This window comes from Mucilaginibacter metallidurans, from assembly GCF_003286435.2.
Lineage (GTDB): Bacteria > Bacteroidota > Bacteroidia > Sphingobacteriales > Sphingobacteriaceae > Mucilaginibacter > Mucilaginibacter gossypii.
This window is the reverse complement of sequence record NZ_CP043449.1, coordinates 7,113,880-7,139,037: the sequence shown is the minus strand read 5'-3', so window position 1 is coordinate 7,139,037 and position 25,158 is coordinate 7,113,880. Positions and strand designations below refer to the sequence as shown.

24 protein-coding genes and 1 pseudogene are annotated in these 25,158 nt (G+C 42.0%); 5 read left to right on the top strand and 20 right to left on the bottom strand.

What is annotated here, in order from left to right; translation table 11 throughout:
- Nucleotides 1–11: 11 nt before the first annotated feature.
- The 19 genes from DIU38_RS30875 to DIU38_RS30785 form a co-directional block, all read right to left on the bottom strand.
- Nucleotides 12–674 carry a DUF2461 domain-containing protein gene (locus DIU38_RS30875; protein WP_112653990.1) on the bottom strand — a complete coding sequence of 221 codons (663 nt, stop codon included), beginning with the start codon at nucleotides 672–674 and terminating at the stop codon, nucleotides 12–14.
- Complete coding sequence (locus tag DIU38_RS30870) at nucleotides 652–1,056, bottom strand: DUF983 domain-containing protein (RefSeq protein WP_208057650.1); 405 nt, start codon at nucleotides 1,054–1,056, stop codon at nucleotides 652–654. Before DIU38_RS30870 ends, DIU38_RS30875 begins: the two co-directional genes overlap by 23 nt.
- Before the next feature lie 53 nt (nucleotides 1,057–1,109).
- On the bottom strand, nucleotides 1,110–1,388 hold the full coding sequence (locus DIU38_RS30865) for a hypothetical protein (protein ID WP_091165046.1): 279 nt from the start codon (nucleotides 1,386–1,388) through the stop codon (nucleotides 1,110–1,112).
- A gap of 25 nt (nucleotides 1,389–1,413) precedes the next feature.
- Entirely contained in the window at nucleotides 1,414–1,989 is a 576-nt protein-coding gene (locus DIU38_RS30860) for a DUF420 domain-containing protein (protein ID WP_091165042.1), read from the bottom strand.
- Between the two features lie 6 nt (nucleotides 1,990–1,995).
- The gene (locus tag DIU38_RS30855; protein ID WP_112653992.1) at nucleotides 1,996–2,694 is read right to left on the bottom strand and encodes an SCO family protein; all 699 of its coding nucleotides are present in this window, start codon (nucleotides 2,692–2,694) and stop codon (nucleotides 1,996–1,998) included.
- Complete coding sequence (locus tag DIU38_RS30850) at nucleotides 2,694–3,032, bottom strand: cytochrome C oxidase subunit IV family protein (protein WP_112653993.1); 339 nt, start codon at nucleotides 3,030–3,032, stop codon at nucleotides 2,694–2,696. Before DIU38_RS30850 ends, DIU38_RS30855 begins: the two co-directional genes overlap by 1 nt.
- Nucleotides 3,033–3,045: 13 nt before the next feature.
- Nucleotides 3,046–3,765, bottom strand: coding sequence for a cytochrome c oxidase subunit 3 (locus tag DIU38_RS30845; RefSeq protein ID WP_090530134.1), 720 nt, complete (start codon nucleotides 3,763–3,765; stop codon nucleotides 3,046–3,048).
- A 21-nt stretch (nucleotides 3,766–3,786) separates the two neighbouring features.
- The gene (locus DIU38_RS30840) at nucleotides 3,787–4,371 is read right to left on the bottom strand and encodes a cytochrome c oxidase subunit 3 (protein ID WP_243770615.1); all 585 of its coding nucleotides are present in this window, start codon (nucleotides 4,369–4,371) and stop codon (nucleotides 3,787–3,789) included.
- 1 nt (nucleotide 4,372) lies between these two features.
- Nucleotides 4,373–5,239, bottom strand: a complete 867-nt coding sequence (cyoE, locus tag DIU38_RS30835; RefSeq protein ID WP_112653994.1) for a heme o synthase — start codon at nucleotides 5,237–5,239, stop codon at nucleotides 4,373–4,375.
- Complete coding sequence (locus tag DIU38_RS30830) at nucleotides 5,236–6,294, bottom strand: COX15/CtaA family protein (RefSeq protein WP_112653995.1); 1,059 nt, start codon at nucleotides 6,292–6,294, stop codon at nucleotides 5,236–5,238. Before DIU38_RS30830 ends, cyoE begins: the two co-directional genes overlap by 4 nt.
- Before the next feature lie 144 nt (nucleotides 6,295–6,438).
- On the bottom strand, nucleotides 6,439–8,328 hold the full coding sequence (locus DIU38_RS30825) for a cytochrome c oxidase subunit I (protein WP_175490027.1): 1,890 nt from the start codon (nucleotides 8,326–8,328) through the stop codon (nucleotides 6,439–6,441).
- Between the two features lie 20 nt (nucleotides 8,329–8,348).
- Entirely contained in the window at nucleotides 8,349–9,536 is a 1,188-nt protein-coding gene (locus tag DIU38_RS30820) for a cytochrome c oxidase subunit II (RefSeq protein ID WP_090530148.1), read from the bottom strand.
- 48 nt (nucleotides 9,537–9,584) lie between these two features.
- A complete protein-coding gene (locus tag DIU38_RS30815; RefSeq protein ID WP_090530151.1) occupies nucleotides 9,585–10,853 on the bottom strand; it encodes a quinol:cytochrome C oxidoreductase in 1,269 nt (422 codons plus the stop codon).
- Between the two features lie 13 nt (nucleotides 10,854–10,866).
- Entirely contained in the window at nucleotides 10,867–11,451 is a 585-nt protein-coding gene (locus DIU38_RS30810; protein WP_112653996.1) for a c-type cytochrome, read from the bottom strand.
- Entirely contained in the window at nucleotides 11,435–11,971 is a 537-nt protein-coding gene (locus tag DIU38_RS30805) for a DUF3341 domain-containing protein (RefSeq protein WP_090530157.1), read from the bottom strand. The genes DIU38_RS30810 and DIU38_RS30805 overlap by 17 nt, the downstream gene beginning before the upstream one ends.
- Before the next feature lie 5 nt (nucleotides 11,972–11,976).
- A complete protein-coding gene (nrfD, locus tag DIU38_RS30800) occupies nucleotides 11,977–13,449 on the bottom strand; it encodes an NrfD/PsrC family molybdoenzyme membrane anchor subunit (RefSeq protein WP_112653997.1) in 1,473 nt (490 codons plus the stop codon).
- Nucleotides 13,450–13,475: 26 nt separating this feature from the next.
- Nucleotides 13,476–16,538: a TAT-variant-translocated molybdopterin oxidoreductase gene (locus tag DIU38_RS30795; protein WP_112653998.1), complete on the bottom strand. Its 3,063-nt coding sequence runs from the start codon at nucleotides 16,536–16,538 to the stop codon at nucleotides 13,476–13,478.
- Nucleotides 16,539–16,574: 36 nt separating this feature from the next.
- The gene (locus tag DIU38_RS30790; protein WP_112653999.1) at nucleotides 16,575–17,858 is read right to left on the bottom strand and encodes a cytochrome c3 family protein; all 1,284 of its coding nucleotides are present in this window, start codon (nucleotides 17,856–17,858) and stop codon (nucleotides 16,575–16,577) included.
- Between the two features lie 252 nt (nucleotides 17,859–18,110).
- Entirely contained in the window at nucleotides 18,111–19,091 is a 981-nt protein-coding gene (locus tag DIU38_RS30785) for a deoxyhypusine synthase family protein (protein ID WP_090530168.1), read from the bottom strand.
- Nucleotides 19,092–19,298: 207 nt separating this feature from the next.
- Here DIU38_RS30785 and DIU38_RS30780 point away from each other — a divergent pair, with 207 nt between their 5' ends.
- Complete coding sequence (locus tag DIU38_RS30780) at nucleotides 19,299–20,426, top strand: BamA/TamA family outer membrane protein (RefSeq protein WP_112654000.1); 1,128 nt, start codon at nucleotides 19,299–19,301, stop codon at nucleotides 20,424–20,426.
- 134 nt (nucleotides 20,427–20,560) lie between these two features.
- Here DIU38_RS30780 and DIU38_RS30775 read toward each other — a convergent pair whose 3' ends face one another.
- A complete protein-coding gene (locus DIU38_RS30775) occupies nucleotides 20,561–21,160 on the bottom strand; it encodes a hypothetical protein (RefSeq protein ID WP_112654001.1) in 600 nt (199 codons plus the stop codon).
- A gap of 44 nt (nucleotides 21,161–21,204) precedes the next feature.
- On the opposite strand from DIU38_RS30775, the pseudogene DIU38_RS30770 reads away from it, so the two are divergent.
- The 4 genes and pseudogenes from DIU38_RS30770 to DIU38_RS30755 form a co-directional block, all read left to right on the top strand.
- Nucleotides 21,205–22,058: pseudogene (locus DIU38_RS30770) on the top strand (transglutaminase family protein); the annotation flags it as partial.
- 174 nt (nucleotides 22,059–22,232) lie between these two features.
- Complete coding sequence (locus DIU38_RS30765; RefSeq protein ID WP_208057651.1) at nucleotides 22,233–23,762, top strand: sensor histidine kinase; 1,530 nt, start codon at nucleotides 22,233–22,235, stop codon at nucleotides 23,760–23,762.
- Between the two features lie 3 nt (nucleotides 23,763–23,765).
- The gene (locus DIU38_RS30760; RefSeq protein WP_243770616.1) at nucleotides 23,766–24,443 is read left to right on the top strand and encodes a LytR/AlgR family response regulator transcription factor; all 678 of its coding nucleotides are present in this window, start codon (nucleotides 23,766–23,768) and stop codon (nucleotides 24,441–24,443) included.
- A 47-nt stretch (nucleotides 24,444–24,490) separates the two neighbouring features.
- Nucleotides 24,491–24,868, top strand: a complete 378-nt coding sequence (locus DIU38_RS30755; protein ID WP_112654003.1) for a nuclear transport factor 2 family protein — start codon at nucleotides 24,491–24,493, stop codon at nucleotides 24,866–24,868.
- Nucleotides 24,869–25,158: the final 290 nt, after the last annotated feature.

Below are 25,158 nucleotides of genomic sequence, written 5' to 3'. Positions count from 1 at the left end.
GTTATATCGAATTAAGAAAGGGCGTTCTTCAAAAATACATTAAGCGGATGGATCATGCTGCATACATCAGCAACCAGCTTTTCCGCACCAGGGGCCGTTAGCTCTTTATCTTCCAGCTTATGCCAGGCTACAAAGCTTTTAAGCTTTAGCAGGTCGATATTTTCATTATCGGGTTCGTATCCCTTCGGTATCGATTTAAGCTGCTCCTGCTTTCTGAAATCACCAAATAGCTTAACAAACTCCTTTTGGTCGATGATTCTTTTCAGATCGGCAGCGTTGTAATCAATTTCCTGGCGAATGGCTTTCAGATGTGGCGCTTCAGGCATCCAGTATCCGCCGCCAATAAATGAATTGCCCGGCTGGATATGCAGGTAATACTCAACCCCACCTCCTTTTAAGCCCGAGGTTGGCAAGCTTACCCCAAAGTTATTTTTGTAAGGCGCTTTATTTTTACTGAAGCGGATGTCGCGGTAAATGCGCATCACACATTTTTTGGCATCGAGGTTCTCGTCCATGCCTGCTTCAATTTTACGAACGCTGTCAAGCACCTTCGCTGTAAAATCAATTACATTTTCGCGGGCCTTATCGTAGCGCTCCTTATTGGCGGCAAACCATTCACGGTTATTATTTTCGGCGAGATCTTTTAAAAACTCAATACTTTCCTGGTATATCATCGGTATCTAAATAGCTTTGGTAATGTATTTTGGGTGATAACCAATACAACAAAAACACACGCGAATATCTGAAATTTACAGGAGCAAGTATAAAACAGCCTAAAATTATAGCGCCAAGATATAACCATGGCGAATCCTGGTTATGGGTAACCAAATAAGTAAGCCAGGCAATGCCGAGGGCCTCGCCCACATTCAGTGCATAACTAACGTACATGGCGGCATAAAAATAGCCAGGCTCTATCTCAAAAAAGAGGTTGCAATGAGGGCAGTTAAGATTTATTTTATTGGAGAAACTGTAAGGGCTACCCTTAAACATATCGCCGCGCCTGCAGCGCGGACATTTACATTTAAGCATAGCCCATGACTTTGGTGTTTGAGACACGATAAGTATCTTATAAGGTTACAAAAGCGGCAAATAACACCCGCAGCTGCTTATTAATTCAGATTAAGTTTTTCGCCGCGCATCTCTAGCTTAACATCTTTACGGCGGTATTTTTTATACCAGATGTAACCACCTAATGCGACAGCAAAATAAGGAGCGCCCAATAAAAACAGGATCCCGTTATTTAAACCCCTTGTTTTTGAACTACCGCTTTGAGCGTTGGTTTCGACAGTAGCAGCGCATTGTGCGCACTGAGCTTTTACAGGTTCACGGGCAATCAGCATAAGGCCGAGGGCCATTACAAAAAGGATAACTTTAAAACCTTGTTTCATAAGTGCAAATTTAACCAATTATAAATTAAAAATGATAAAACGGGCGGATCATTAAATAAACCACCACACCGCTCGCGGTAACGTACAGCCATATCGGAAATGCCCAGCGCACCAGCTTACGGTGCTTTTCAACCTGCATTTGCAGCCCGCGGTAAAAGCTCAATAATATCAACGGTAAAACAGCTGCTGCAAGTATAATATGAGGCGTCAAAATGGTTAAGTATATTGTCCTCAAAAAACCGGCAGATGTCCTTTCTGCTGCTGACAATTGCCCATCGCCGTTAAGATCTCCGTAAACGATCTCGTTACGCATCAGGTAATGAAACAGGATATACGATACAAGGAATAACGACGATAAACAGAACGTAACAATGTTAAGTCGTTTATGCAGTGTTATATTCCCTTGTTTAATTTGATATAACGACAAAAGAAGCAATAAGGTACAAGTGCCGTTAAGTACAGCATTAAGCATCGGCAGGTAAGGTGTAAAAGCAGGAGCCACAGCCGGGCCCGGTATCAGGTGCCTGTTTAACAAAACAACTACTGCAATTACAAATATGGTAACACCCGCAACAAAGCGGATTATAAATTTATCACTCATGGCAAATTAATATAACGGCTTATCAACTTTACGAAGCTCTTCGGCTATCAACACTTTTATCTCATCGTTAAGGCGGTTTACCTCTAGTGTTACCGCTGCTTTGTAATATCCACGAATCCGGTGTTCCTGATCAACCAGTACAAAATCATCGCTGTAAACAAAGTCGCTACCGGCTTTTGCAGCATTTACAAACAGCCCATTACGGGCAAAGTTGTAAACCGATGAAGTATCGCCACTGCACATCAGCCAGCGGTTTGATTCGGGCTTAAATGTTTGCAGGTATTTGTTTAATACTTCCTGAGTATCATGTTCCGGATCAACTGTGATGGTTAAAAAGTAAACCATCTTGTTTTTGTAATACGTACCCACCAGCCAGCTCATGTTTTTGTTGATGGTTTGGCAAACCGTAGGGCAGTTAGCGTAAAAGAAATTAACTACAAAAATCTTTCCTTTCAGTGTGTTCAGTGTAACCGGCTTTCCTTCCTGATCGGTAAGTTTAAAATCAGGAATGGTGTGGTAAATGGTATCAGGAATGTACTTGCCGTGAAATTTATGCCCTGTTTTGGCAACCACCTTTGGCCCAAAAACAGCGAGGGGCTTATACCTGTTTTTACCTTTAGCGGTAAGTAAATAATATAAAAATCCCGGTACCGCTAATATGAGTACCAGGATCAGGATCTTTTTTAATATAGAAGCCTTGTTCATTACCTCAGGTCAACCCAGTGGTGACTTTCGTTTGTAAGTACCAGGATTAAACCGATTATAAATATTACCGGAATTGCTATTGACAATATGAGACCCATTTTCTCAAACTTCAAGTGCATGAAATATGCAACTATATAAAATGCTTTAAGCAAGGTTAAAACGATATATACAGGATTGGCATACTGTATCGGAAGAATTCCTTTAGGCACACATACAAGCGCGATAAAGAATTCGATACAGGTAATAACAGTTAAGATACCTGCAACCTGCCATATCCGCTGTCTGCTCATGGTTTCATGATCACCATCGTGATGAATTTCGTGCGATTCTGCTGACATATGATAAATATTTTTAAACTAAGTAAAAGAATGTAAATACGAATACCCAAACAAGGTCTACAAAGTGCCAGTACAAACCAACCTTTTCAACCATTAAATAACTGCCTCGTTTTTCGTATGTGCCCATTAACACGTTTACCGTAATAATAATGTTGATAATAACACCTGTAAATACGTGGAAACCGTGGAAACCTGTGATAGTAAAGAACAAGTTAGCAAACTCCTGCGAAGTCATATGTTGCACAGCTTCGGTGCCGCCGGTAAATAACTTTTTAAGTTCTTCGGCAGGCGGAACACTTCCCCACCAGAAACCTTCATGGTGTAAATGTCCCCATTCCAAAGCCTGGCAACCAAGGAACATGAAACCGCCTATCACTGTAGCTATCATCCAACCTACTACCTCTTTTTTAGCATTACGATGGCCCGCCTCTACAGCCAATACCATAGTAACAGAACTTGCAATGAGGATGAAGGTCATTAAACCCACAAACACCAATGGTGCACCGTGATCAACTAATCCGGGTACTGATTGAAAAACCTTATCCGCACCTGGCCATACGCTTGCGCTGAAACGCAATGAACCGTAAGCTATCAATAACGATGAAAAGGTAAATGCATCCGAAAGGAGGAAAAACCACATCATTATTTTTCCGTACTCCACGTTGAACGGGGATCTTCCTCCCGACCAGGGCGAAGTTTTTACTTCGTCAATTTGTGAAACTGTTGTACTCATCTGTACTAATCTATGGGTGTATTAATTATGATTCAAAAGTAAAAAAACATAGAGATAAATCCATATAATATCGAGAAAATGCCAGAAAATGGAAGTTAATTCCATCTTAAACATATTCCTTACCTGGGGGATATTACGGTATGTACCTATAAGTGTATTTATTAGCAATAACAGCGCCGCAAAAATGTGTACCAAATGCGCGCCAACAAAAACATAAACAAAGGAGCGTGAAGCATTAGGATCAACAAAATAGATCTGCATTTTGAAGGTTAACACATAGCAGGCATAGATCTGTAAGGCAAAAAAAGCCAGCCCTAAGCCCAATGTGATCCATAAATACAGCTTCTGTTTGTCAAACTGCAACGCCTTGGCAGCCTTTGACGCTAAAAACAACGAGCCGCTGCTTAACACTATAACAATAGTGCTATACAAAAACGACTGCGGCATGATCACATTTAAACCGTGCCCGCTGCCTCCCGAATAAACGATAAAGCCGCTGGTAAAAGCTGCAAAAAGCATAAACGATGTGAATATGAAGATCCACATACTAAACTTTTTGGCACCAAGGTTCAGCCTGTCGTTATCTTGTTCCATCCTTGCCATCATCTCACTTAACTATAAAATCTACTAAAAACATTATCTGAACTACCGGCAGGTAAAAAAACGAGCCGAACATTAATTTACGAGCCTCGGGTATTTGCCGGGTACGTAACAGCATAAATGACTGATATAAAAATATTAAGCTGCATATCAGCGATACACCGCCTACCCAGTAACCACCATAACCGTAAAAGGTTGGCAATAAACTTACGGGTACTAAAACGATGGCAAATATAAACGTAATTACCGCACTTGTTAAATCTCTTTTACCTGACGGCAACAAGCGAAAACCTGCGAGCTTGTAATCATCATCCAAAACCCAGGCAATAGCCCAAAAATGAACAAACTGCCAGATAAACTGTATAGAGAATAAGATTAAGGCTATTTCGTCTATCCTACCGTGAACCTGCGCAGCTACATAGCCTATAAGCGGCGGCAATGCTCCGGGGATAGCGCCAACAAAAACTGCTGCAATACCCGATTTGCGTTTCAAAGGCGTATACGCAAATGCATACAATAAAATCGAAAATACAGATAGTAAGCCGGTTAACAGGTTTAAGCTGCCTAACAAGTAAGTGCCGGCCATGCCCATGCCTAAACCTAATACCAATGCCTGCCCCGTAGTCATTTTGCCTGAAGGGATTGGCCTGTCCATAGTACGCTTCATCAGCCTATCCAAATCTTTTTCGATGATTTCGTTAAATGCATTGGCTGCCGATGTAACCAGGAAACCACCTATAATAAGCTTTACCCAATCAATCCAAACAATATGGCCATTTGCGCGACATCCGATTAAAAATGATATCGACGCCGAAAATACCACCAAGGTAGTAAGTCTTGTTTTGATCAATTTTGAAAAATCAGCCCATTTCATCTGCTTACCTCCCTACCCTTAACACCCTGAAATAAATTCAAAAGCAAATAAAACTGTGCCCCAAATATTAAACTCGCCAATACAATATGTGCAGCCTGGGCAACAGGCGGCAATGCGAGATATGATAACAAGATCCCGGTAACTATCTGCAACGTGATCATTAAAAATGTAAAACTCATCAGCTGCTGCTGAATAGAATGCCTGTTAAAGCCTTTACGGATCAAAGCAAACAGAGCAACGTTCAATATCAACACCAAAATGGCTATATCCCTGTGATGTTGAAATATCTCGCCGGCATTGGTGATCCAATCTTTACGGTAACCTCCCTGAAAATGATTGGCAACCGCATCTATTTTCTCACGTACCTCGGTTCCGAAAGCAATTTGCAGAATACTTACAAACAGTGCAGCAAGCGTTATAACGTAAACCAAAGGTGACGACCCTGAAGTACTTTTACCCGAAGTCCGCGCTACATGATAAGTGTAAATACAAATGGCTAAGATAGCCAGCGCTAAAAGCATGTGTACGGTAACAATCCAAGCAATCAAATTGGTAGATACCACGATTGAGCCTAACCACGCCTGAAACCCCACAAGCACCAGATTAAAAATACTCAGGATGGCTATCCTCTTATCCGTTTTCCAGTAGCTGAATGAAAAAACAACCGAAAGCAAAAGAAAAAAGCCAGATAAAGCACCAATAAGGCGGTTGATATACTCAGTCCATGTTTTGCCTGCATTAAACTCCTCAGGCACAAGGATAGAACGATCTTCGCGGATCCGTTTTGCCAGATCACTGTAACCAAATACATCAAGTGTTTTTGCAAAACGCTGGTTCTTTTCAACCCGTTTGGCTACGTATTTCTGTTTATAATCTTTAGGCAGATCACTTATATCAGTAGGCGGAATGTACCTTCCAAAACATTTTGGCCAGTCGGGACATCCCATGCCTGAACCTGAGCTACGCACAACACCACCGGCAAGAATCAAAACAAAGAGCAGAACAATGGTTGTAATATTGATCTTTTGAAACCTATTTTTTCCGGCTGTGCTCATCTAAATAGTTCTAAAAATTTAGGGTACCTATTCTGAATTTGAAGATTTAAAAATTTATTGATTTGAAAATATCGATTTTCAAATTTCCCACATTTTCAAATCTTCAAATTAGGATGGTACCCTAAAAGATCAGATAAGTATAAATTATTTTACTTGTTCGTTTGCTTTCAGCGTACTTGTAAACTTATTAAGTTCTTCCAAACCTGCAGGATTATCTTCAAAATCGTGCGGAAGGTTTGAGCTCATAGTTTGCGAGTAAGGAACAGTTTGAGGGATATAATCCTCTTCTGCACCTGGTTTGCTGTAATCATATGGCCAACGATAAACGGTTGGAATTTCGCCCGGCCAGTTGCCGTGTAAGTGCTCAACAGGAGTAGTCCACTCAAGTGTATTTGACTCCCATGGGTTTTGAGTTGCTTTTTGTCCTTTGAAGATAGATACAAAGAAGTTATAAAGGAAACCAAATTGGGTAAGTGCAGCGATAATAGCAGCCCAGGTTACAAATGTATTGATGGTTAACCATTTTTGCATTGAAGCAAATTCGGTGAAGGCATAATATCTACGTGGAACACCGTCAAGACCCATAAAGTGCATTGGGAAGAATACCAGGTAAGCACAGATAAATGTTAACCAGAAATGCAGGTAGCCTAATTTCTCGTCCATCATACGGCCGAACATTTTAGGGAACCAGTGGTAAACACCTGCAAGCATACCAAATATAGCAGCCGAACCCATTACCAGGTGGAAGTGGGCAACCACAAAGTAAGTATCATGTAAGTTGATATCCAAAGTAGCGTTACCCAGGAAGATACCTGTTAAACCACCAGAGATAAAGAACGATACCATACCGATAGCGAACAGCATAGCAGGTGTAAACCTGATGTTACCGCGCCAAAGCGTAGCTAACCAGTTAAATGTTTTTACTGCCGATGGAACCGCGATGATCAACGTAGTGATCATGAACACACCACCCAGGAATGGATTCATACCTGTAACAAACATGTGGTGGCCCCATACGATAAACGATAATACCGTGATACCGATCAGAGAGTAAACCATCGCGTGGTAACCAAAGATTGGTTTACGTGAGTTTACCGACATTACCTCAGATGAGATACCCATCGCAGGCATAATAACGATATATACTTCCGGGTGACCAAGGAACCAGAACAAGTGCTGGAACAGGATCGGGCTACCACCTTCAAATGGTTGCTGTACGCCGTTTAATACGATATCAGATAAATAGAAGCTTGTACCAACGCTGCGGTCAAATATCAACAATACTACACCGGCAACTAAAACCGGGAAAGCAAGGATACCTAATATAGCAGTAAGGAATAAAGCCCAGATAGTTAATGGCATTTTCCAAAGATCCATGCCTTTTGTACGCATGTTTAATACAGTACTTACGTAGTTGATACCACCCATTAATGATGATGCAACGAACAGTACCATACTGATCAGCCAAAGGGTCATACCCTCGCCTGAACCCGGCATTGCTTTTGGCAATGCAGATAATGGCGGATAGATTGTCCAGCCACCGCTGGCAGGGCCTTTTTGTACAAAGAAAGATGACAACATGATAACGCTGGCTAAAAAGAAGAACCAGTATGAAAGCATGTTCATGAAAGGCGAAGCCATATCACGTGCACCTACCTGCAATGGAATTAATAAGTTGGCAAAAGTACCGCTCAACCCGGCAGTTAGTACGAAGAATACCATGATAGTACCGTGTATGGTAACCAAAGCAAGGTAAAAATCGGGGCTGATACGACCGTTGGGTGCAAAACGACCCAACAAAGTTGTTAACAGCGGGAACGTTTTATCAGGGTAAGCAAGCTGGATCCTAAACAGGATTGACAAAATCATTGCGATAACCGCCATCGTAATACCTGTAATCAGGAATTGCTTGGCAATCATCTTGTGGTCCATGCTAAATACATATTTAGACAGGAATGATTGGTCATGATGGTGTTCGTGACCGTGTTCGTCGTGGTGGGCTCCTGCGTGGTCGTGAACTGCTAATGTTGACATATCTCTATTTCTTATCTTTATTAATTATTTAACGCTAACCTATTTGTTGAAGCACCGCTTTGCTCGTTGTTTGCTGCTGCAAAATGAAGCTCTTTTCTTAAAGCATCATTGAGGTAAGGTTTTTGCCTTGACAGCCATGACTGATATTCGGCTTCAGAAACAACACGCACAACTTTTTGCATGTTGTAATGGCTTCCACCGCATATTTTGTTGCAGTAAAGGGTATATTCAAATTTAGGGTCGTCTAATTTGGTACGCATTTCTGCGGTAGTAATAGTCGGGGTAAATTTAAAGAAGGTTGGTAAACCAGGTACCGCGTTCAACTGAACCCTGAAGTGAGGCATATAAACGCTATGGATCACGTCCTGTGCAAGAATATTCAGCCTGATTGATTTGTTAACCGGCAGATACATAGTATCAACCTTCAAGTCATCAAAACTGCTTTTCTTTTTAAAGTTAACACCTAACAAGTTAGCGCCTGTAACCAAACGGAAATCTTTGGGGCCTAATACACCATCTTTACCAGGGTAACGCAATTCCCAGGCAAACTGGTGACCGGTTACATCTATATTGATATCATCTTTAAGATTTTCGCTGTTCATGATCTTCTGCCAGGTAAAGAAACCAAACACAACCAGGATAGTCAGAACGATGGCTGGTGCAATTGTCCAAACTTTTTCGATGGTATTATTGTGAGGCAGGAAGTGTGCACGACGTTTATCAGAATGACGGTATTGGAACAGGAATGTAAACAGCAGGATCTGGGTAACAAAAAATACTATCATTGTTAAAACAGTAGTGACGGTAAACATCTCATCTATTTTAACGCCATGAGCCGAAGCGGCTTCCGGCAATGTCATACTGCCCTGTTCGGTAAATGACCAGTAAGCACCGTATAAACCTACAAAAAGGAAAACAATACAAATTACAGCCATCACGGTATTCCACTTAATGCCTTTTTTGCCCTGCATCTTTAAAGTAAGATCGTAGATCTTGAGGATTTTACCAACAATGGCAACGCCTAAGCAGATCAGGAAAAATATAAGCACATAATACGCAATCCCGGTCCAGTCAACCTTAGGGGCCTCTTCCTGGCCCGGAGCAGCACCTGCCGCAGTTTGCGCCATCAGCAGGTTTGTGCCCAGGAGCATAAACGCAGCGAAGAACGATAGTAGTTTTTTAGAATTTATTAGTTTTCTGAATCCCATTTTAGTAAGCTGTTTGGTATTCTGTATATGGTGCAAATGTAATAATTATTATATGTGATGATGAAGGCTTTCCTGTAAGAACGGGTGTTTTTTAGGAACCAACGATTTGAACTTGGTTAAAGCTGTCATCGCAGTGAAGGTAAATAAACCTCCGAAACCTAAGAACACGCCTATCTCAATCGGGCCAATCTCAGTTAACCATGATGAAGTTGGGCCAACTGTACCAGGCATGATCATCATAAAGTAATCTAACCAGTGACCAACAATCAGGATAATACACATAATCTCAACAGTACGATAGATACGTTTAGAGTCACGTGACATCAACACTAATAAAGGAGTAAGGAAATTTACTACGATGTTGATCCAGAACCAAGGTTTAAACTCAGGCTCCCAGCGTTTAAAGAAGTAAACTGTTTCCTCAGGCATGTTAGCATAGTAAATCAGCAAGAACTGAGCAAACCATACGTAAGTCCAGAAGATAGAGAAACCGAAGATAAACTTGGTTAAGCTATGCATATGATCTTCTGAAACCCATTCAAAGTAACCAATACGTTTTAACCTGATTAATGTAAGTGTAATAACAGATAAACCGCTAACCCACATTGCTGCGAAGTTATACCAACCAAACATAGTTGAGAACCATTCTGCTTCTAATGACATGATGGTATCGAACGCGTATATTGGTGTAGTAAAACCAAAGATCACCAGGAATAAGCATGACATGTTAAAGCTCTTTTTGTAGTAGAACATGCCGCCCAAATCATCTTCCGCTTCTGAATATTTAGCCAATAAACGACCAAATATGCAATATGAACCAAGGAAGCAAATTAAACGGATTATAAATCCAACTTTATTCATGTAACCGGCTTTGCCAGCTATAATGGCGTTGTAATTTTCGTTATGAGGATCAGTAACACCGGCAGCAGCCCAAATTTTGTACAGGTAAGGAGCTACAACCTGCTTACCTTCTTCATTGGTTACTGTATGTGTTAATGAAAACCCTGCGATAACTACCACAATAAGAGTAATTGCTGCTATCGGCAAAACTTTACCAAAAGCTTGTGGAATCCTGATCATTGATGCAGACCAACCAGCTTGTGCTGCATATTGCACGGCGCAAAAGAAAATACCGCACATACAAACCGCTGCAAAGTAATAGGTCATTAGCAACAGGTTGGCAAAGGTACGCTCAGCGTAGCCAAGCGCAAAGCCACCAAGTATGGCAACCAAACCAATCACGATGCATATTAAGCTCCATGTTTTGGCTTTGCCGACAAATTCGTATTGCCCGTCAAAATTATTATGAGTCTTCATTAATATCTTTTTCTTATAAGGTTTGTAAATGGTGAACATACATGATCACTTTCCAGCGTTCTTCGGGAGCAAGCTGAGAAGCGTATGAACCCATAGCATTTACACCGTAAGTAATGGTATGATAAATTTTACCGTCTGTAAGGTCTTTCATGTTACCACCGCGTGATGACTGGCCTTTCGAATATGATGGAGGGGCCGGATAACCGTGCTGTACCACTAAACCGTCACCCTGACCGTTAACACCATGGCAAGGTGAGCAAAAGTGCTCAAACAAAATCTTACCTTCGGCGTAGTTAGCCTGAGTTTGTGCCAGTACAGATTTAACCTCAACACTGGCTAATTCATAACCTTCTTTGGTATTTGGATAATCAAATTTGGTAAAGCCAACCGGGATAGTTCCGGCAGGTGGTACCTGAGCAGTTTTACCATCTTTAAAATTGTTATTTTTTTGATCCGGATCGTATGCCAAATGCTCGTACATATTAGGTGCATACTCCCAGCCGGTACTCCTTTTATCCTTGCACGATGTAAAAATTATCGAAGCAGCGATAATAGTAACAATTGTTCCTAATATTTTAATTTTATTCATAGCTAACATATTTTCTGTCGTTATGCTTAACTTCTGTAGCGCCCGCTTCTTTTAGTAAATTAGTTATATCGTCGTGAGAAATGTTTCCTTTAGCATTGATCGCTATTACAAACTTATCATCAGTTGCACGCAGGTCCATTACCCTTGGCGCACGGCCCGGGAAAAGGTGACTTGCGAAGAAGAAAGTAAAGGTCATACCAAATGAAGTCCATAATACCGTCCACTCAAATGTAACCGGGATAAAATCCGGGATAGCAAAGAAGTTTTTACCACCGATATTGATAGGCCAATCATGAACAAGCATATAATAAACCATGCTGAACATAATGGTACCGCCCAAACAACCGAACATAAATGCTGCATAACCTAAACGCGAATCCTTAATGTTCAATTTAGCCTCAATACCGTGGATAGGCATAGGCGTATAAACGTCATAAATAGGTACGCTGTTCTTTTGCAGCTTATCAATCCCGTGCATCATTTCATCGGGATCATCAAAAACGCCTAATATATATTTAGTGCTACTCATTAGTATTATGCTTTTAAGTATTCAGACTGTTCAACACTATCAAATTTCTCCAGCGAAGCGATGTAAAATTCTGCTTCGGCCGGTACAACATGGCCTTCGTCCATAAGTTTCTTCTTGGCCTGCTCGCTTGAGCTTTTCAGCAGTAATTTCACTTCGGCCATAGCCACAGAAGGTAATACCCTGATGAACAACAGGAACATGGTAAAGAATACACCAATTGAACCGATGAACACACTTACGTCAACCCAGGTTGGATAGAACATAGCCCAGCTTGATGGTATAAAGTCGCGGTGCAGTGAGGTTACTATAATTACGAAACGCTCAAACCACATACCGATGTTAACCACGATTGACAGTACCCATGACAACGGAATGTTGGTACGGATCTTTTTGAACCAGAACAGCTGAGGGGTAATTACGTTACAGGTCATCATGCTCCAGTAAGCCCACCAGTACGGACCAGCGATACGGTTTGCGAAAGCATATTGCTCATACTCGTTTTGAGAGTAGAAAGCGATGAACAACTCTGTTAAGTAAGCCACACCTACTATCGAACCTGTTAACATGATGATTTTGTTCATCGATTCGATGTGGAACATGGTGATGTAGTTTTCCAGACCTAAAACCTTACGTGCAATAAGCAACAGGGTTTGTACCATGGCGAAACCCGAGAAGATCGCACCTGCAACGAAGTATGGAGGGAAGATGGTAGTGTGCCATCCCGGTTCCAATGAAGTTGCAAAGTCCATTGATACGATGGTGTGTACCGAAAGTACCAGTGGGGTTGAAACACCTGCCAGGATCAATGATACTGTTTCAAAACGTTGCCAGGTTTTAACTGAACCTGTCCAGCCGAATGACAATACCGAGTAGATACGGCGGCGGATACCTTGTGCACGGTCACGGATGGTAGCGATATCAGGCAATAAACCTGTGTACCAGAATACCAATGAAACCGAGAAGTATGTTGAGATCGCAAATACGTCCCAGATAAGCGGTGAGTTCCAGTTTACCCATAACGAGCCGTATTGGTTTGGCAACGGTAATGAATAGACAGCCATCCACGGACGGCCCATGTGAGCGGCGATATAAGTAGCCGCACAAATTACCGCGAAGATTGTCATCGCTTCGGCCGAGCGGTTGATAGAGTTACGCCAGTTTTGACGGAACAGTAACAATACCGCCGAGATAAGCGTACCGGCGTGACCGATACCTACCCACCATACGAAACCGGTAATGTCCCAGGCCCATCCTACTGTTTTGTTCAGGCCCCATTCGCCCAAACCGAACCAGAAGGTCCAGCTGATTGCGAAAACCCAAAGCGAGGCGCCAAGCGAGGCTACACTAAAGCCGATCCACCAGGCTCTACCCGGCATATTTTCTACAGGGCGTAATACATCATTCGTAATTTTTGCATACGTGATGTCCTTACCCGTAATTAACGGTTCCCTTATTATTGATTCACTATGAGATGCCATATATCTTAATCTCTGTATATAAAAATTTATGCCTGAGCTTCAGTTTCTATTATATTTCTAACTTTTGTCTGGTAACCAATACCTGGTTGTACGTTAAGTTCTTCAAGCACGTAGTAAGTTCTTTCGCTTGCAAGTGCTTTTGAAACTTCAGAGTTAGGATCATTCCTGTTACCGAATACGATAGCGTTGGCAGAACATGTTTGCTGACAAGCCATTTTGATTTCGCCATCTTTAAGCGGGCGTTTTTCAATTTTAGCTTTCAGTTTACCAGCTTGGATACGTTGGATACACATTGAGCATTTTTCCATAACACCACGGAAACGTGTAACCACATCCGGATTAAGCACTAATTGTGTATGCTCACCTTGCAGGTAGTTATCAAAACGTGCATCGTTCCAGTAGTTGAACCAGTTAAAGCGACGTACTTTGAACGGACAGTTGTTAGCGCAATAACGTGTACCTACGCAACGGTTGTAAGCCATGTGGTTTAAACCTTCTGACGAGTGAACGGTAGCTAATACCGGGCACACAGTTTCACAAGGTGCGTGGTCACAGTGCTGACAAAGCATTGGCTGGTGAACAACCGATACATTGTCAAAGTTCTCAAGCTTATCAATTTCCTTTTCTTTGGTAACTGCTTCTTCGCTGTTGCCATGGTCATTGTAACTATAGTAGCGGTCGATACGGATCCAGTGCATTTCACGACGACGTGAAACCTCATCTTTACCTACAACCGGGATGTTATTTTCTGCAGAACATGCAACCACACAAGCACCGCAACCGGTACAAGCGTTAAGGTCGATAGCCATTACCCAGTCATAAACAGGGCGATCATGGTTATCCCAAAGCGATTCGGCATTGTAATCTTTACGACCGTGCTCATTACCGCTTCCAGCAGCAGGGTTCTTTTTGTATTCAACAAAAGTAGCCTCGCGGATCACGCTCCTGCCCTCGTACGAGTGGTGGGTTTGTGTTTGTGCAAGCGGCGATTTGTAACCGGCCGATTTAAATGACGCTACCGCTGCAGTTTGGAAAGTACCATTACTTAAGCTAAAGAACGGGAAAGCATTTTTACCAACGTTGTTACCAACCGGGCCAGCATTTGTACGGCCATAGCCTACAGCAACAGATAAAGTTCCCTGAGTTTGACCAGGCTGGGCTAACACCGGTAACTCAACTGAGTAACCGTTAGCTTCAATCTTGATCACATCACCTTCTTCCAGTTTCAATTTCTTCATATCAGAAATTGACATGGCAGCAAAGTTATCCCAGGTAACTTTTGAAACCGGATCAGGAAGTTCCTGCAACCATGGGTTGTTGGCACGTTTACCATCACCTATAGCCTGGCTTACATAAAGCTGTAATTCAAATTTGTCACCTTCAGCGGCAACAGCTTTGCTTTGGGTTAATATTTTTTGGGTTACACCGGCAAGGTCAAGACTAAAGCTGTAAGCGCCTGCGGTTGCTGGAGCAGCTATAATCATACCTGTTTGCAATAAGGTTTCCCATCCTTTTTGACCAGACAAGCCTCCTTTTGCCAACAAACCCGAATCCCAGGTTTTGCGTACGTAAGTGTAGTAATCTTTTATTGGGTTTTCCATCCAAACCAGTAAGCTGTGCTCTGCCTGGCGGGTGTTGTAAACCGGATTAATTGTTGGCTGAACTACTGTGTAGTAACCTTCAACAGCGTTAGCATCGCCCCATGTCTCTAAATAATGGTGGTTTGGAGCATTAACAGTAGCTAATAAAGCTGTCTCGTCGTCATGATCAGCAAATGATACTGTTAAACGAACGTTTTTCAACGCTGCTTTAAACTCATCATTTTTATAGTAATCATAAGCAGGGTTAGCATTCAGGAAGAACACTGCGCCAACATCACCGCGTTTTACTTCGCTTACAAATTCAACAAATGCAGCGTCGTTACCGGCGTATTGTTTTGATGGGTTATCCAAATCGATAGTAGTACCGTAGCTACCTAACAATGAGTTGATAGCGTTTACCAATACTTGTGTAGCAACATCGTTTGAACCTGAAACAACCAATGCTTTTCCTTTAGCTGCTACTAATTCTTTAGCGGCTAACTGGATAGCGGTATCAACTTTTTTGCTGCCGGTTGCTTTTGAACCAGGTAAAGTAGTACCAGAGATTGCATTGTAAAGATTTATTAATGCAACGCCAATTTCAGATGGTTTGGTAGTGATACGGGCATCGGCGTTAGTACCGGTCATGCTCATACCAGTTTCAAACTGAATGTGACGAGACATTTTTTTGTTGGCCAGCGATTTGCTGTTACGGTTTGAAACGTACTGGCGGGTAAATTCTTCGCCAGAGATCCATGTGCCTAAGAAATCAGCACCAAAGCTTACAATTACATCGGCTTTATCAAAATTGTAGTGAGGCAATACTGCTTTACCAAAACTGTTTTGATTAGCCTGAATGATACCGGTGTAGGAAACCGCATCATAATTGATATGTTTTGTAGTAGGGTATTTAGCGATGAACTCGGCAATAACTGCTAAGGTTGAAGGGCTGTATACAGTTGAAGTAACCAAACGGATACCTTTTCCTGATGCAGCAACAGCTGCAAGCTCTTTCATTACATAAGCATCAACCTCGGCCCAACCTGCTTCGACACCTTTTAACTTAGGGTCTTTTAAACGGTTAACATCATACAGGTCAAGTACCGAAGCCTGGGCCTGGGCGCTTAAACCACCTTTTGAAAACACATCGTTAGGGTTACCTTCTACTTTGATAGGACGACCTTCTCGGGTTTTAACCAAAATAGCCTGACCTTCATAGCTTGAAGAGTAATAGTTAGCCACACCCGGGGTAACCTCTTCAGGTTTGATCAGGTACGGAATTGATTTATGCACCGGCACTTTCTGACAAGCTGCCAATGTAACCGCACCAACACCAAAGCCAAGCGCTTTTAAAAAGTCGCGGCGGGGAGTTTTAGCTGATAAACCAGATCCACTAAGCACTTCCTCGATAGGAATTGGCTCTGCAAATTCGTTCTTATTTTTCTCAACAAATTCTGGTGTTCTGTTTAGTTCTTCTAAACCTTTCCAGTATTTTTTATTGCTGTCCATTTAAGCTGTATAAACTGTAATGCTAAATTCTTTTTATTAATAGTGACACTTACCGCACTCGATACCACCCAATACGGCGGCTGTAACTTTCTCACCTTTCTTGATCTTATCGTGTGCAGCCAGGATGCTGTCATAGTAAGCATTGCCTTTACCGTTAACTTCGGTACGTTTGTGGCATTGGATACACCATTTCATGGTAAGCGGAGAGTATTGGTAAACCTCTTTCATTTCCTGTACCGGGCCGTGGCACTGCTGACATTTAATCCCGCCAACTTTTACGTGTTGTGAGTGGTTAAAGTAAGCCAGGTCGGGCAGGTTGTGGATACGTACCCACTGAATTGGTTTAGCCGCGGTGCTGTCATACTTCTGTGTTTTTGGATCGTAACCCAGAGCGTCATAAATCTTGTGAATCTCTTCCGATTCGGTTTTAACAACCTTGTGGCAGTTCATACACACGTTTAATGAAGGGATAGAGGCATTTTTTGACTTGTATGCACCTGAGTGACAGTACTGGCAATCAATTTTCATGATACCGGCGTGTAACTCATGCGAGTATTTAATAGGTTGCACCGGCTGGTAACCCTGGTGAACGTTGGTGTTCCATAAAGTAACCCAACCCCAGCTGCACATTGCAACGGTACCGGCAACCAATATAAAGAATACCAGTTTTTTGTTTTTAAGGATCTTAGTGATAAATTCCTTTTTAGCATCAACCGCTACAGCACCTTCCGGAGTAACAACCTCGTCTTCAATAATAAGATCTTTGTTTTTAAGCAAAATGCGCTCTAAAGAACCTACTACCCTGTTTAGTACCAGGATAACGATGAAAGCGATAACGATAATACCGATCAAACCGTAAACAACCATATCGCTCGGGCCGCTTTCAACTTTCGCACCCGGAGCAGCGGTAGCACCGCCTGCAGGTTTAGCCTGCATGTCTTTCCAGGTAGTACGAACGTAGGTAATAATGTTGCCTACGTCGGCATCGCTAAGGTCAGCGAATACGGTCATGCCCGACTGGTTATACTCATTATAAATTTTGAGTGCCTTAGGGTTTTTAGCAGCAATCAGCGCCTGGTTATTCTGAATCCACTGGATAAGATACTTATCGTCGGTTTCTTGAGTAAGCTGCGGGCCTAATGCCGGACCAATTAAACGGGTGTCGATTTTGTGACAGGTAGTACATTTTGATTTGAAAATGGCCTCGCCTTTAGCAGCGTCAGTTTGCGCGTACGCAGTTGATAAACTCCAAAAAGCAAACCCGGCAATCAGTAAAACCGACCTTGAGAATTGTTTAAGAATCAATGAGAAACTTCTCATACAGTGTATTTATGCTAAATAATTTTTATATTAATGATTGAAACTGTTGTAAGATGTATGTTTCATCGGATAATTACAGGCACAAAAGTATAATTTTATACACTATCGGTGACACATAAATGACACCAACCTATAATTTATAATCGTTCTAAATAGACAAAAAACTGCGTTTAAACGCTGCTAAATGCATATTAATGTCATTTGACATTTTTAGGGAATAATTATTATCCAACTTTAATTATAAAATTTTATCTATTGTTTTAATAACCAGGCAAAAATAAGCGGTGCAACAATCGTAGCATCGCTCTCTACAATAAACTTAGGTGTGTGGATGTCAAGCTTGCCCCAGGTTATTTTTTCGTTCGGAACTGCGCCCGAGTACGAACCATACGAAGTAGTTGAATCTGAGATCTGGCAGAAATAGCTCCAGAATGGCACGTCATGCATTTCCATATCCTGGTAAAGCATCGGCACAACACATATCGGGAAGTCGCCGGCTATACCACCACCTATCTGGAAAAAGCCGATGCCTTTGCCAGATGAATTTTTAGTATACCAGTCGGCCAGCCATGCCATGTATTCGATACCGCTTTTCATGGTTGAAGCTTTAAGCTCACCTTTAATTACGTATGAAGCAAAGATGTTGCCCATGGTTGAGTCTTCCCAGCCTGGTACTACGATAGGCAGGTTCTTTTCGGCAGCAGCCAGCATCCATGAGTTTTTAGGATCAATTTCATAGTATTGCTCCAGCTCGCCGCTCAACAATATTTTGTACATATATTCATGTGGGAAATAGCGCTCGCCACTGTCATCAGCATCTTTCCAAATTTTATGAATGTGTTTTTGCAAACGGCGGAAAGCTTCTTCTTCAGGAATACAGGTATCAGTAACACGGTTATAGTGATTTTCGAGCAGGTCCCATTCTTCCTGAGGGCTCAGGTCGCGGTAGTTAGGCACCCTTTTGTAGTGTGAGTGTGCCACAAGGTTCATGATATCCTCTTCAAGGTTAGCACCTGTACATGATATAATAGCAATTTTATCCTGGCGGATCATTTCGGCCAGTGAAATACCCAGCTCGGCTGTACTCATGGCACCGGCCAAGGTTACCATCATTTTACCGCCTTCTTCAAGGTGTGTTTCATAGCCTTTAGCTGCATCCATTAATGCCGCGGCGTTAAAGTGCAGATAATTTCTTTCAATAAACTGCGAAATAGGTCCTCTTGTAGTGCTCATAATATTTCAATAAAATTTCAGCCGCAAAAGTAGACATTTTAGTTAAATTGAATTTTAAATGAACCTTTATCTTTTTATAACCATTTCATGCCTAAAGTTAGCTTCCTGTCCCCTACCCCTTCAGCATATTGTCATCCTAATTTTAAAAATGCCCGTTCGCAGAACCTTATAAAACAAAATGGGTTATATTAGCCACGACAAACATCTATGAAGAAACTTGTTACCTTAATATTGGTCTGCGCTTTTTCAACCAGTGCCTTTTCACAAATCTCCCGCATTGTAAAGCGAATGTATTTTGATAAAGATACCACCCGCAAAAGCAGTTTTGTTATTTTGCCTGTATTAAGCTCCGCCCCGGAAACCGGCCTTGAAGTTGGCGGTGCGGGCCTCCTTTCTTTTTATACCGATACTTCAAAACTCAATACAAGGGTATCCAATGTTTTTGGCTATGCCTCCATTACTACCAAAGGCCAGAGCCGCTTAAGCCTTACTACCAGCTACTGGACACCCGGAAACAACTATCACCTTACAGCCGGCATCAGTTACATCAATTTCCCTTTCAACTTTTATGGTATCGGCAACAATACATTAGAGGCCAATTCCGACAGGATTGGTCAAAAGCGGTTCAAGGTTAATTTTACCGCCGAAAAAAAAATATCCAATAACCTGTATGCCGGCATAACAGGCGGTGCCTGGGATTACAAATTCAGAGACGATGATAAGACAGGTATATTTTATACCGATCCTCGCGTTGAAGACCATGGCGGTGGTCCAAGCGCCTATATAGGACCAACCATCACATTCGATAACAGAAACAATAATACATACACCACCAAAGGGCTCATCGTAAACGCCTATTTCCAGGCTATACACGGCATGTTTGGCAATAATGACTATAAAGGCGGATTCTTTAATATCGAATACTCGCAGTTTTTTTTGCTGGCACCTAAATGGGTACTCGGCCTCGATGTGCAGGAACAAAGCCTTACCGGCAGCACTTCGCCATTTTATTTACTACCCGGCCTGGGAAGCGACGAACTGATGCGCGGTTATTACAATGGCCGTTTCCGCGACCGTAACATGATTGCCGGCCAGGCCGAACTACGCTACCGTTTAAGCGACCGCATTGGGTTTGCCGGCTTTGTTGGCGGGGGCGAAGTTTTTAAAAGCAGCTTCAGCACATCCGAACTAAAACCCAACTATGGCGGCGGCATCCGTTACTTTTTTGATGTAGAAAAAGGGCTTGCCGTACGTATTGACTATGGCGTAGGCCAGAAGATCCCTAACGAAAAAAGGCTAACAGGCTTTTATATTGCGTTGGGACAGTCGTTTTAAGGTTGTCTGAATCAGAATTTACAGAATTTCAGGATTCGCAGAATTGTAAGAAATAGGGGCTTGATATTTAGCGAAGATTAAACTGTCAAATTCAGAAAATTCTAAAATTCTGTAAATTCTGATTCAGACAAATATCAATATCTCACCCTAAAATCTTCCTTACTCATTCCTGGCTTAAAAAATACCAGGCCGATATAAAAGAGATCAATAGTTACCCTAACCTGCTGGTTTAGTTTAAGCTGCTCCCATGATTGCCTGGTGGATGCATTGCGATAGATGTTTGTAAATATTATAACGCTGTCATCATGGATAGACGGAATAATCTTTTCAAGATAACTAACAGGTCTTTGTTTTAAGGCATCTGCCAGTATCATGTCAACCTGGCGAATGCCTAATGTTGTTGATGAAACACTTTGAACCTCGGGGTTAGATTGTTTAATAACAAATTCGGTGATGTAATCCTCCGCATCAGCTAACAATATCGTTTGTGGCTCAAGGTAAACACAAAACCTATAAAGCAGATGGTAAAATTTTAACGGCAGTGTATTTATCACACCCTTGTCAGAATGTTGTTTTTGGGCGATTTTTTTAATATCGCGGTACACTTTTTGGCCTCGATAATCGTAGATAACCGTATCAATCAGCTTGTAAACAAATGGAGAGTGTATGCCGTGCCTGTTGTTGGCCAAAAAACGGTGCCGCAGGTAATTAAGCCCATACCTTATATTATACATTGCTGTAAAAATAGAAAAGGTTTAGTATTTTAGCATTACAGCGTATGATAAATCCAACTGAAGTAAATTCATTGATCCGCCTGCTGGATGATCCGGACAGCGAGATCTTTGAGCATGTGTATAACAAATTGTTTTCATATGGAGCAGAGGCTATTACTTATCTCGAGTCGGCCTTTGAACAGGCTTTTGACCCTATTCAACAAGAACGCATTGCCAACCTGGTACATGAAATTCAGTTCAGTAATCTTAAAAACGATTTAAAACTTTGGAACCAAAGCGGCGCATTCGATTTGTTGCAGGGCATCCTCATCATTAACCGATACCAATATCCCGACCTTGATGAGCAAAAGGTAATTAACCAGATAGAAGCTATTAAACGAGATATCTGGATCCAGATGATGAACGAGGCCAGTCCAAAAGAGCAGATCAAGCTCATTAACCATGTGTTTTACAATATCTACGGCTTTAGCGGTAATACAGCCAATCACCTCGATCCGCAAAACAGCTATCTGAGCCAGGTATTGGAAACTAAAAAAGGCAACCAGATCTCATTGGCGATTATATACTCTATCATTGCACAAAAGCTGGATATCCCTGTTTACGGCGTAAATCTTCCCCAGCATTTTATCCTCGCCTATCTTGACGAGAGTATGCAAAGCGAGTTTGAAAGCGGGATCCTGTTTTATATCAACGCCTTTAACAAAGGCTTCCTGTTCGGCAGGCGCGATGTGGATATGTTCTTGAAACAGCTTAACCTTAAGTTTGATAAGCAATTTTACGAGCCCTGCTCTAATACCGATATTATTAAACGAGTACTCCGCAACCTCATCAGCGCTTATGAAAATCTGGCTCGGCAGAAAAGGTGAGGGAGTTGAATGAGCTGCTAAATATCATGGAAGCCCCCCCCGCCCCTAAAGGGGTGCTTTTGATTTGCAGGATTTCATCTTTTCACCTGCTATTTGTTCCCCCTTTAGGGGTTAGGGGCTCTTCATCACACCGATACTGTGTTTCATCCCATTTATTTATTCAGTAGTATTGTGCATTATACCTTGCTGGCATAATTCAAAATACGATGAACGATCTCCTGAAAAAAAACCTTAACCTTGGCAAAATTGAATTTTGGGCCGCAAGCACTATTTATACTTTTGCTGTTATACTGCTGTTAACCAAAGTTGCCGACAGCAATTATAAAGAAATATGGACCCCATACAGGTACATGTTCAACAACTATCACCTCCACTACTCCTATTCTAAATTTTACTTTTTCCCCGAAGTATTTAGATATACCGGCTACTATGGTGCTTTTTTACTTTGGAACTTTGTTATTGTTCCTGCCCTTGCCGAAAAAAGACGAATTGCCTGGAACATTATTTTGGCGGCAGCCCTGCTTGTTGCCCTCTGGGGTTTATTCGGTATAACCGATACCTGGTTAAAGGGCTACCTGTTTTACCATAAATCTGCCGAATACGTATATAACATCGTTTTTAAGACAAATGTATTATATGCTTTATGGGTAATGATGATGCTTACTTTTTACAGCATGATCAAGTATTCGGCAAGTTTCCTGTTAGGGAATGTCGAAAAAATCCAGACAAAATACAGGGTGCTTACTCACGATTGCATTATTGCAATTGTGGTTTTCATGATCATTGCGTTTTTTATGGCGCTTTTTGATGCACCGATTGAGTTGATAAGCACGTTCGTGATCGTAGGTCCGGTAGCTATTGGTATTTATGCCTTATCATTTTACAGTCTCATTCCACAAACATTAAGCAATAACCGCGGAATATTTAATTACCTGTTAAAGATTATTGGCATTATGATCATTATCGGGGTGCCGATAGGCTTTATAACTGCTTTAATTTTTGATCAAAAAGATCCCGTGCTCATTATTTTCGGCTTCAATTGCGGTATACAGATTCTGATTACAGGCCCCTTTGCCTGGATAGTTTACAAACGCAAACTGGCGGGTAACCAGGAGATCACCTACCTAAAAACAGCCCTGGGCCGCTCTACTGCCGATCTGGATTTTCTTCGCTCACAAATTAACCCGCATTTCCTGTTTAACGCATTAAATACACTTTACGGAACAGCTTTACAGGAAGATGCCGAACGTACAGCCGAAGGTGTACAGCGACTGGGCGATATGATGCGTTTTATGTTACAGGAAAACATGCAGGAAAAGATCTTGCTGGTACGCGAGATCGATTACCTGAACAATTACATTGCCCTGCAAAAGCTCCGCACGCAAACATCGCCAGACATTACCATCATATTGCAGATTGAGGAGCATATGACTGCCCTGCAAATTGCACCTATGCTGTTGATCCCTTTTATTGAAAACGCCTTTAAACACGGCATCAGCCTGCGCGAACCTTCGCATATCAACATTAGCCTGCAAACCAAAGAAAACACGCTTTACTTTGATGTACACAACAGCATCCGTCCTAAAGTGGTTAACGATACCGAAAAATACAACAATGGTGTAGGACTGGAGAATGTTAAACAGCGGCTGGCACTTTTATATGCTAACAAACACGAGTTGGTGATCCGCGAAAGCGCCAAAGATTTTTTCATACATTTAACTATACAACTGCAATAAGCTTTGATTACTGCCATAGCCATTGATGACGAACCTATAGCACTTGATGTGATCCGCTCGCATGCTTCAAAAGTGCCTTTTGTTGACCTCAAAGCCGAGTTTACCGATGCCTTTAAAGCGATGGATTATCTGCAGCGCGAACCTGTGGACCTGTTGTTCCTGGATATTAAGATGCCCGATATTTCGGGCATCGATCTGTTAACATGTCTCAATAAAAAACCGCTGGTGATATTTACCACCGCCTACACCGAACACGCTGTTACCAGCTTTGAACTGGACGCGGTAGATTATTTATTGAAACCCTTCGCGCTTACCCGGTTCATAAAAGCCTGCAACAAAGCCTATGAACTTTACAGTTTCAGGAACACGGCCGAGGTTAAGGATTACATTTTCCTGAAAACCGGCTATGAGCAGGTGCGCGTTAACTTCGACGACATTTATCATTTAGAAGCCACAGGTAATTATGTAAATTTTATATTAAAGGATAGCAAAGTGCTTACCCGCATGACCATCACTGAAATTGAGGCCTTGCTTCCGACTGAGAAGTTTATCAGGATCCATCGGTCGTTTATTGCCGCTGTAAATAAAATTGATAAGATAGAACGCCATCAGGTAACAGTAAATGGATTTTTGCTGCCTGTAGGCGGTGCTTATGTGCCGAATTTGGGAATGATTAAATAATCCCTTACAGATCGTTTATACGCTGGCATAATCATTATCTTTAGCTTATGCAGCAACGCGAACTTATCATCAGCAATTATGTAAAGGCCTATAACAACTTTGATGTTGAAGACATGCTTAAAAACCTCGCACCATCCGTTAAATTTCAAAACATATCAAACGGTGATGTGGATATGGAGCTTGATGGTATAGCAGCATTCAGGAGCCAGGCCGAACACGCAACTGAGCTTTTTGAACGCCGCGAGCAAATTATCCGGTCTTTTAAACACACCGGCAACAAAACCGAAATAGCTATTGACTATAACGCAATTTTAGCCGCCGACCTGCCAAATGGCTTAAAGAAAGGTGATGAGTTAAATCTGAAAGGGCATTCAATTTTCACTTTTGACGGAGATAAAATTGTTGGGATAATGGATATTAGTTGATAAAACTCATGCTAAGTTTGAAAGTCCGGCGGACATGAAGATGTGACTACAAAAGAAGCCTATCAGTTTGAGCCTGTCGAAGACTTGAGCGCAGAGGCCCTACCCACTATGCTCCTACGGGCTACCCATGACAAGATAAAAAATGTGGTTTTTCGCAGCAGATCAGCTTCGGATGAAAACGAGCAGAACGATGCTGGGCGGTGCGGCTGCAGGGGCATGGCAAGTTTTTTCAGAAGCGGAGGCATTGCGTGCGAATCGGGGCAAAATAATTGCAGCCCGTGGTTCTGTTC

Coding starts and splice junctions, on each gene's coding strand:
- DIU38_RS30875 (WP_112653990.1), bottom strand. CDS start 674: ATGATATACCAGGAAAGTATTGAGTTTTTAAAAGATCTCGCCGAAAAT.
- DIU38_RS30865 (WP_091165046.1), bottom strand. CDS start 1,388: ATGAAACAAGGTTTTAAAGTTATCCTTTTTGTAATGGCCCTCGGCCTT.
- DIU38_RS30860 (WP_091165042.1), bottom strand. CDS start 1,989: ATGAGTGATAAATTTATAATCCGCTTTGTTGCGGGTGTTACCATATTT.
- DIU38_RS30855 (WP_112653992.1), bottom strand. CDS start 2,694: ATGAACAAGGCTTCTATATTAAAAAAGATCCTGATCCTGGTACTCATA.
- DIU38_RS30850 (WP_112653993.1), bottom strand. CDS start 3,032: ATGTCAGCAGAATCGCACGAAATTCATCACGATGGTGATCATGAAACC.
- DIU38_RS30845 (WP_090530134.1), bottom strand. CDS start 3,765: ATGAGTACAACAGTTTCACAAATTGACGAAGTAAAAACTTCGCCCTGG.
- DIU38_RS30840 (WP_243770615.1), bottom strand. CDS start 4,371: ATGATGGCAAGGATGGAACAAGATAACGACAGGCTGAACCTTGGTGCC.
- cyoE (WP_112653994.1), bottom strand. CDS start 5,239: ATGAAATGGGCTGATTTTTCAAAATTGATCAAAACAAGACTTACTACC.
- DIU38_RS30830 (WP_112653995.1), bottom strand. CDS start 6,294: ATGAGCACAGCCGGAAAAAATAGGTTTCAAAAGATCAATATTACAACC.
- DIU38_RS30825 (WP_175490027.1), bottom strand. CDS start 8,328: ATGTCAACATTAGCAGTTCACGACCACGCAGGAGCCCACCACGACGAA.
- DIU38_RS30820 (WP_090530148.1), bottom strand. CDS start 9,536: ATGGGATTCAGAAAACTAATAAATTCTAAAAAACTACTATCGTTCTTC.
- DIU38_RS30815 (WP_090530151.1), bottom strand. CDS start 10,853: ATGAAGACTCATAATAATTTTGACGGGCAATACGAATTTGTCGGCAAA.
- DIU38_RS30810 (WP_112653996.1), bottom strand. CDS start 11,451: ATGTTAGCTATGAATAAAATTAAAATATTAGGAACAATTGTTACTATT.
- DIU38_RS30805 (WP_090530157.1), bottom strand. CDS start 11,971: ATGAGTAGCACTAAATATATATTAGGCGTTTTTGATGATCCCGATGAA.
- nrfD (WP_112653997.1), bottom strand. CDS start 13,449: ATGGCATCTCATAGTGAATCAATAATAAGGGAACCGTTAATTACGGGT.
- DIU38_RS30795 (WP_112653998.1), bottom strand. CDS start 16,538: ATGGACAGCAATAAAAAATACTGGAAAGGTTTAGAAGAACTAAACAGA.
- DIU38_RS30790 (WP_112653999.1), bottom strand. CDS start 17,858: ATGAGAAGTTTCTCATTGATTCTTAAACAATTCTCAAGGTCGGTTTTA.
- DIU38_RS30785 (WP_090530168.1), bottom strand. CDS start 19,091: ATGAGCACTACAAGAGGACCTATTTCGCAGTTTATTGAAAGAAATTAT.
- DIU38_RS30780 (WP_112654000.1), top strand. CDS start 19,299: ATGAAGAAACTTGTTACCTTAATATTGGTCTGCGCTTTTTCAACCAGT.
- DIU38_RS30775 (WP_112654001.1), bottom strand. CDS start 21,160: ATGTATAATATAAGGTATGGGCTTAATTACCTGCGGCACCGTTTTTTG.
- DIU38_RS30765 (WP_208057651.1), top strand. CDS start 22,233: ATGAACGATCTCCTGAAAAAAAACCTTAACCTTGGCAAAATTGAATTT.
- DIU38_RS30755 (WP_112654003.1), top strand. CDS start 24,491: ATGCAGCAACGCGAACTTATCATCAGCAATTATGTAAAGGCCTATAAC.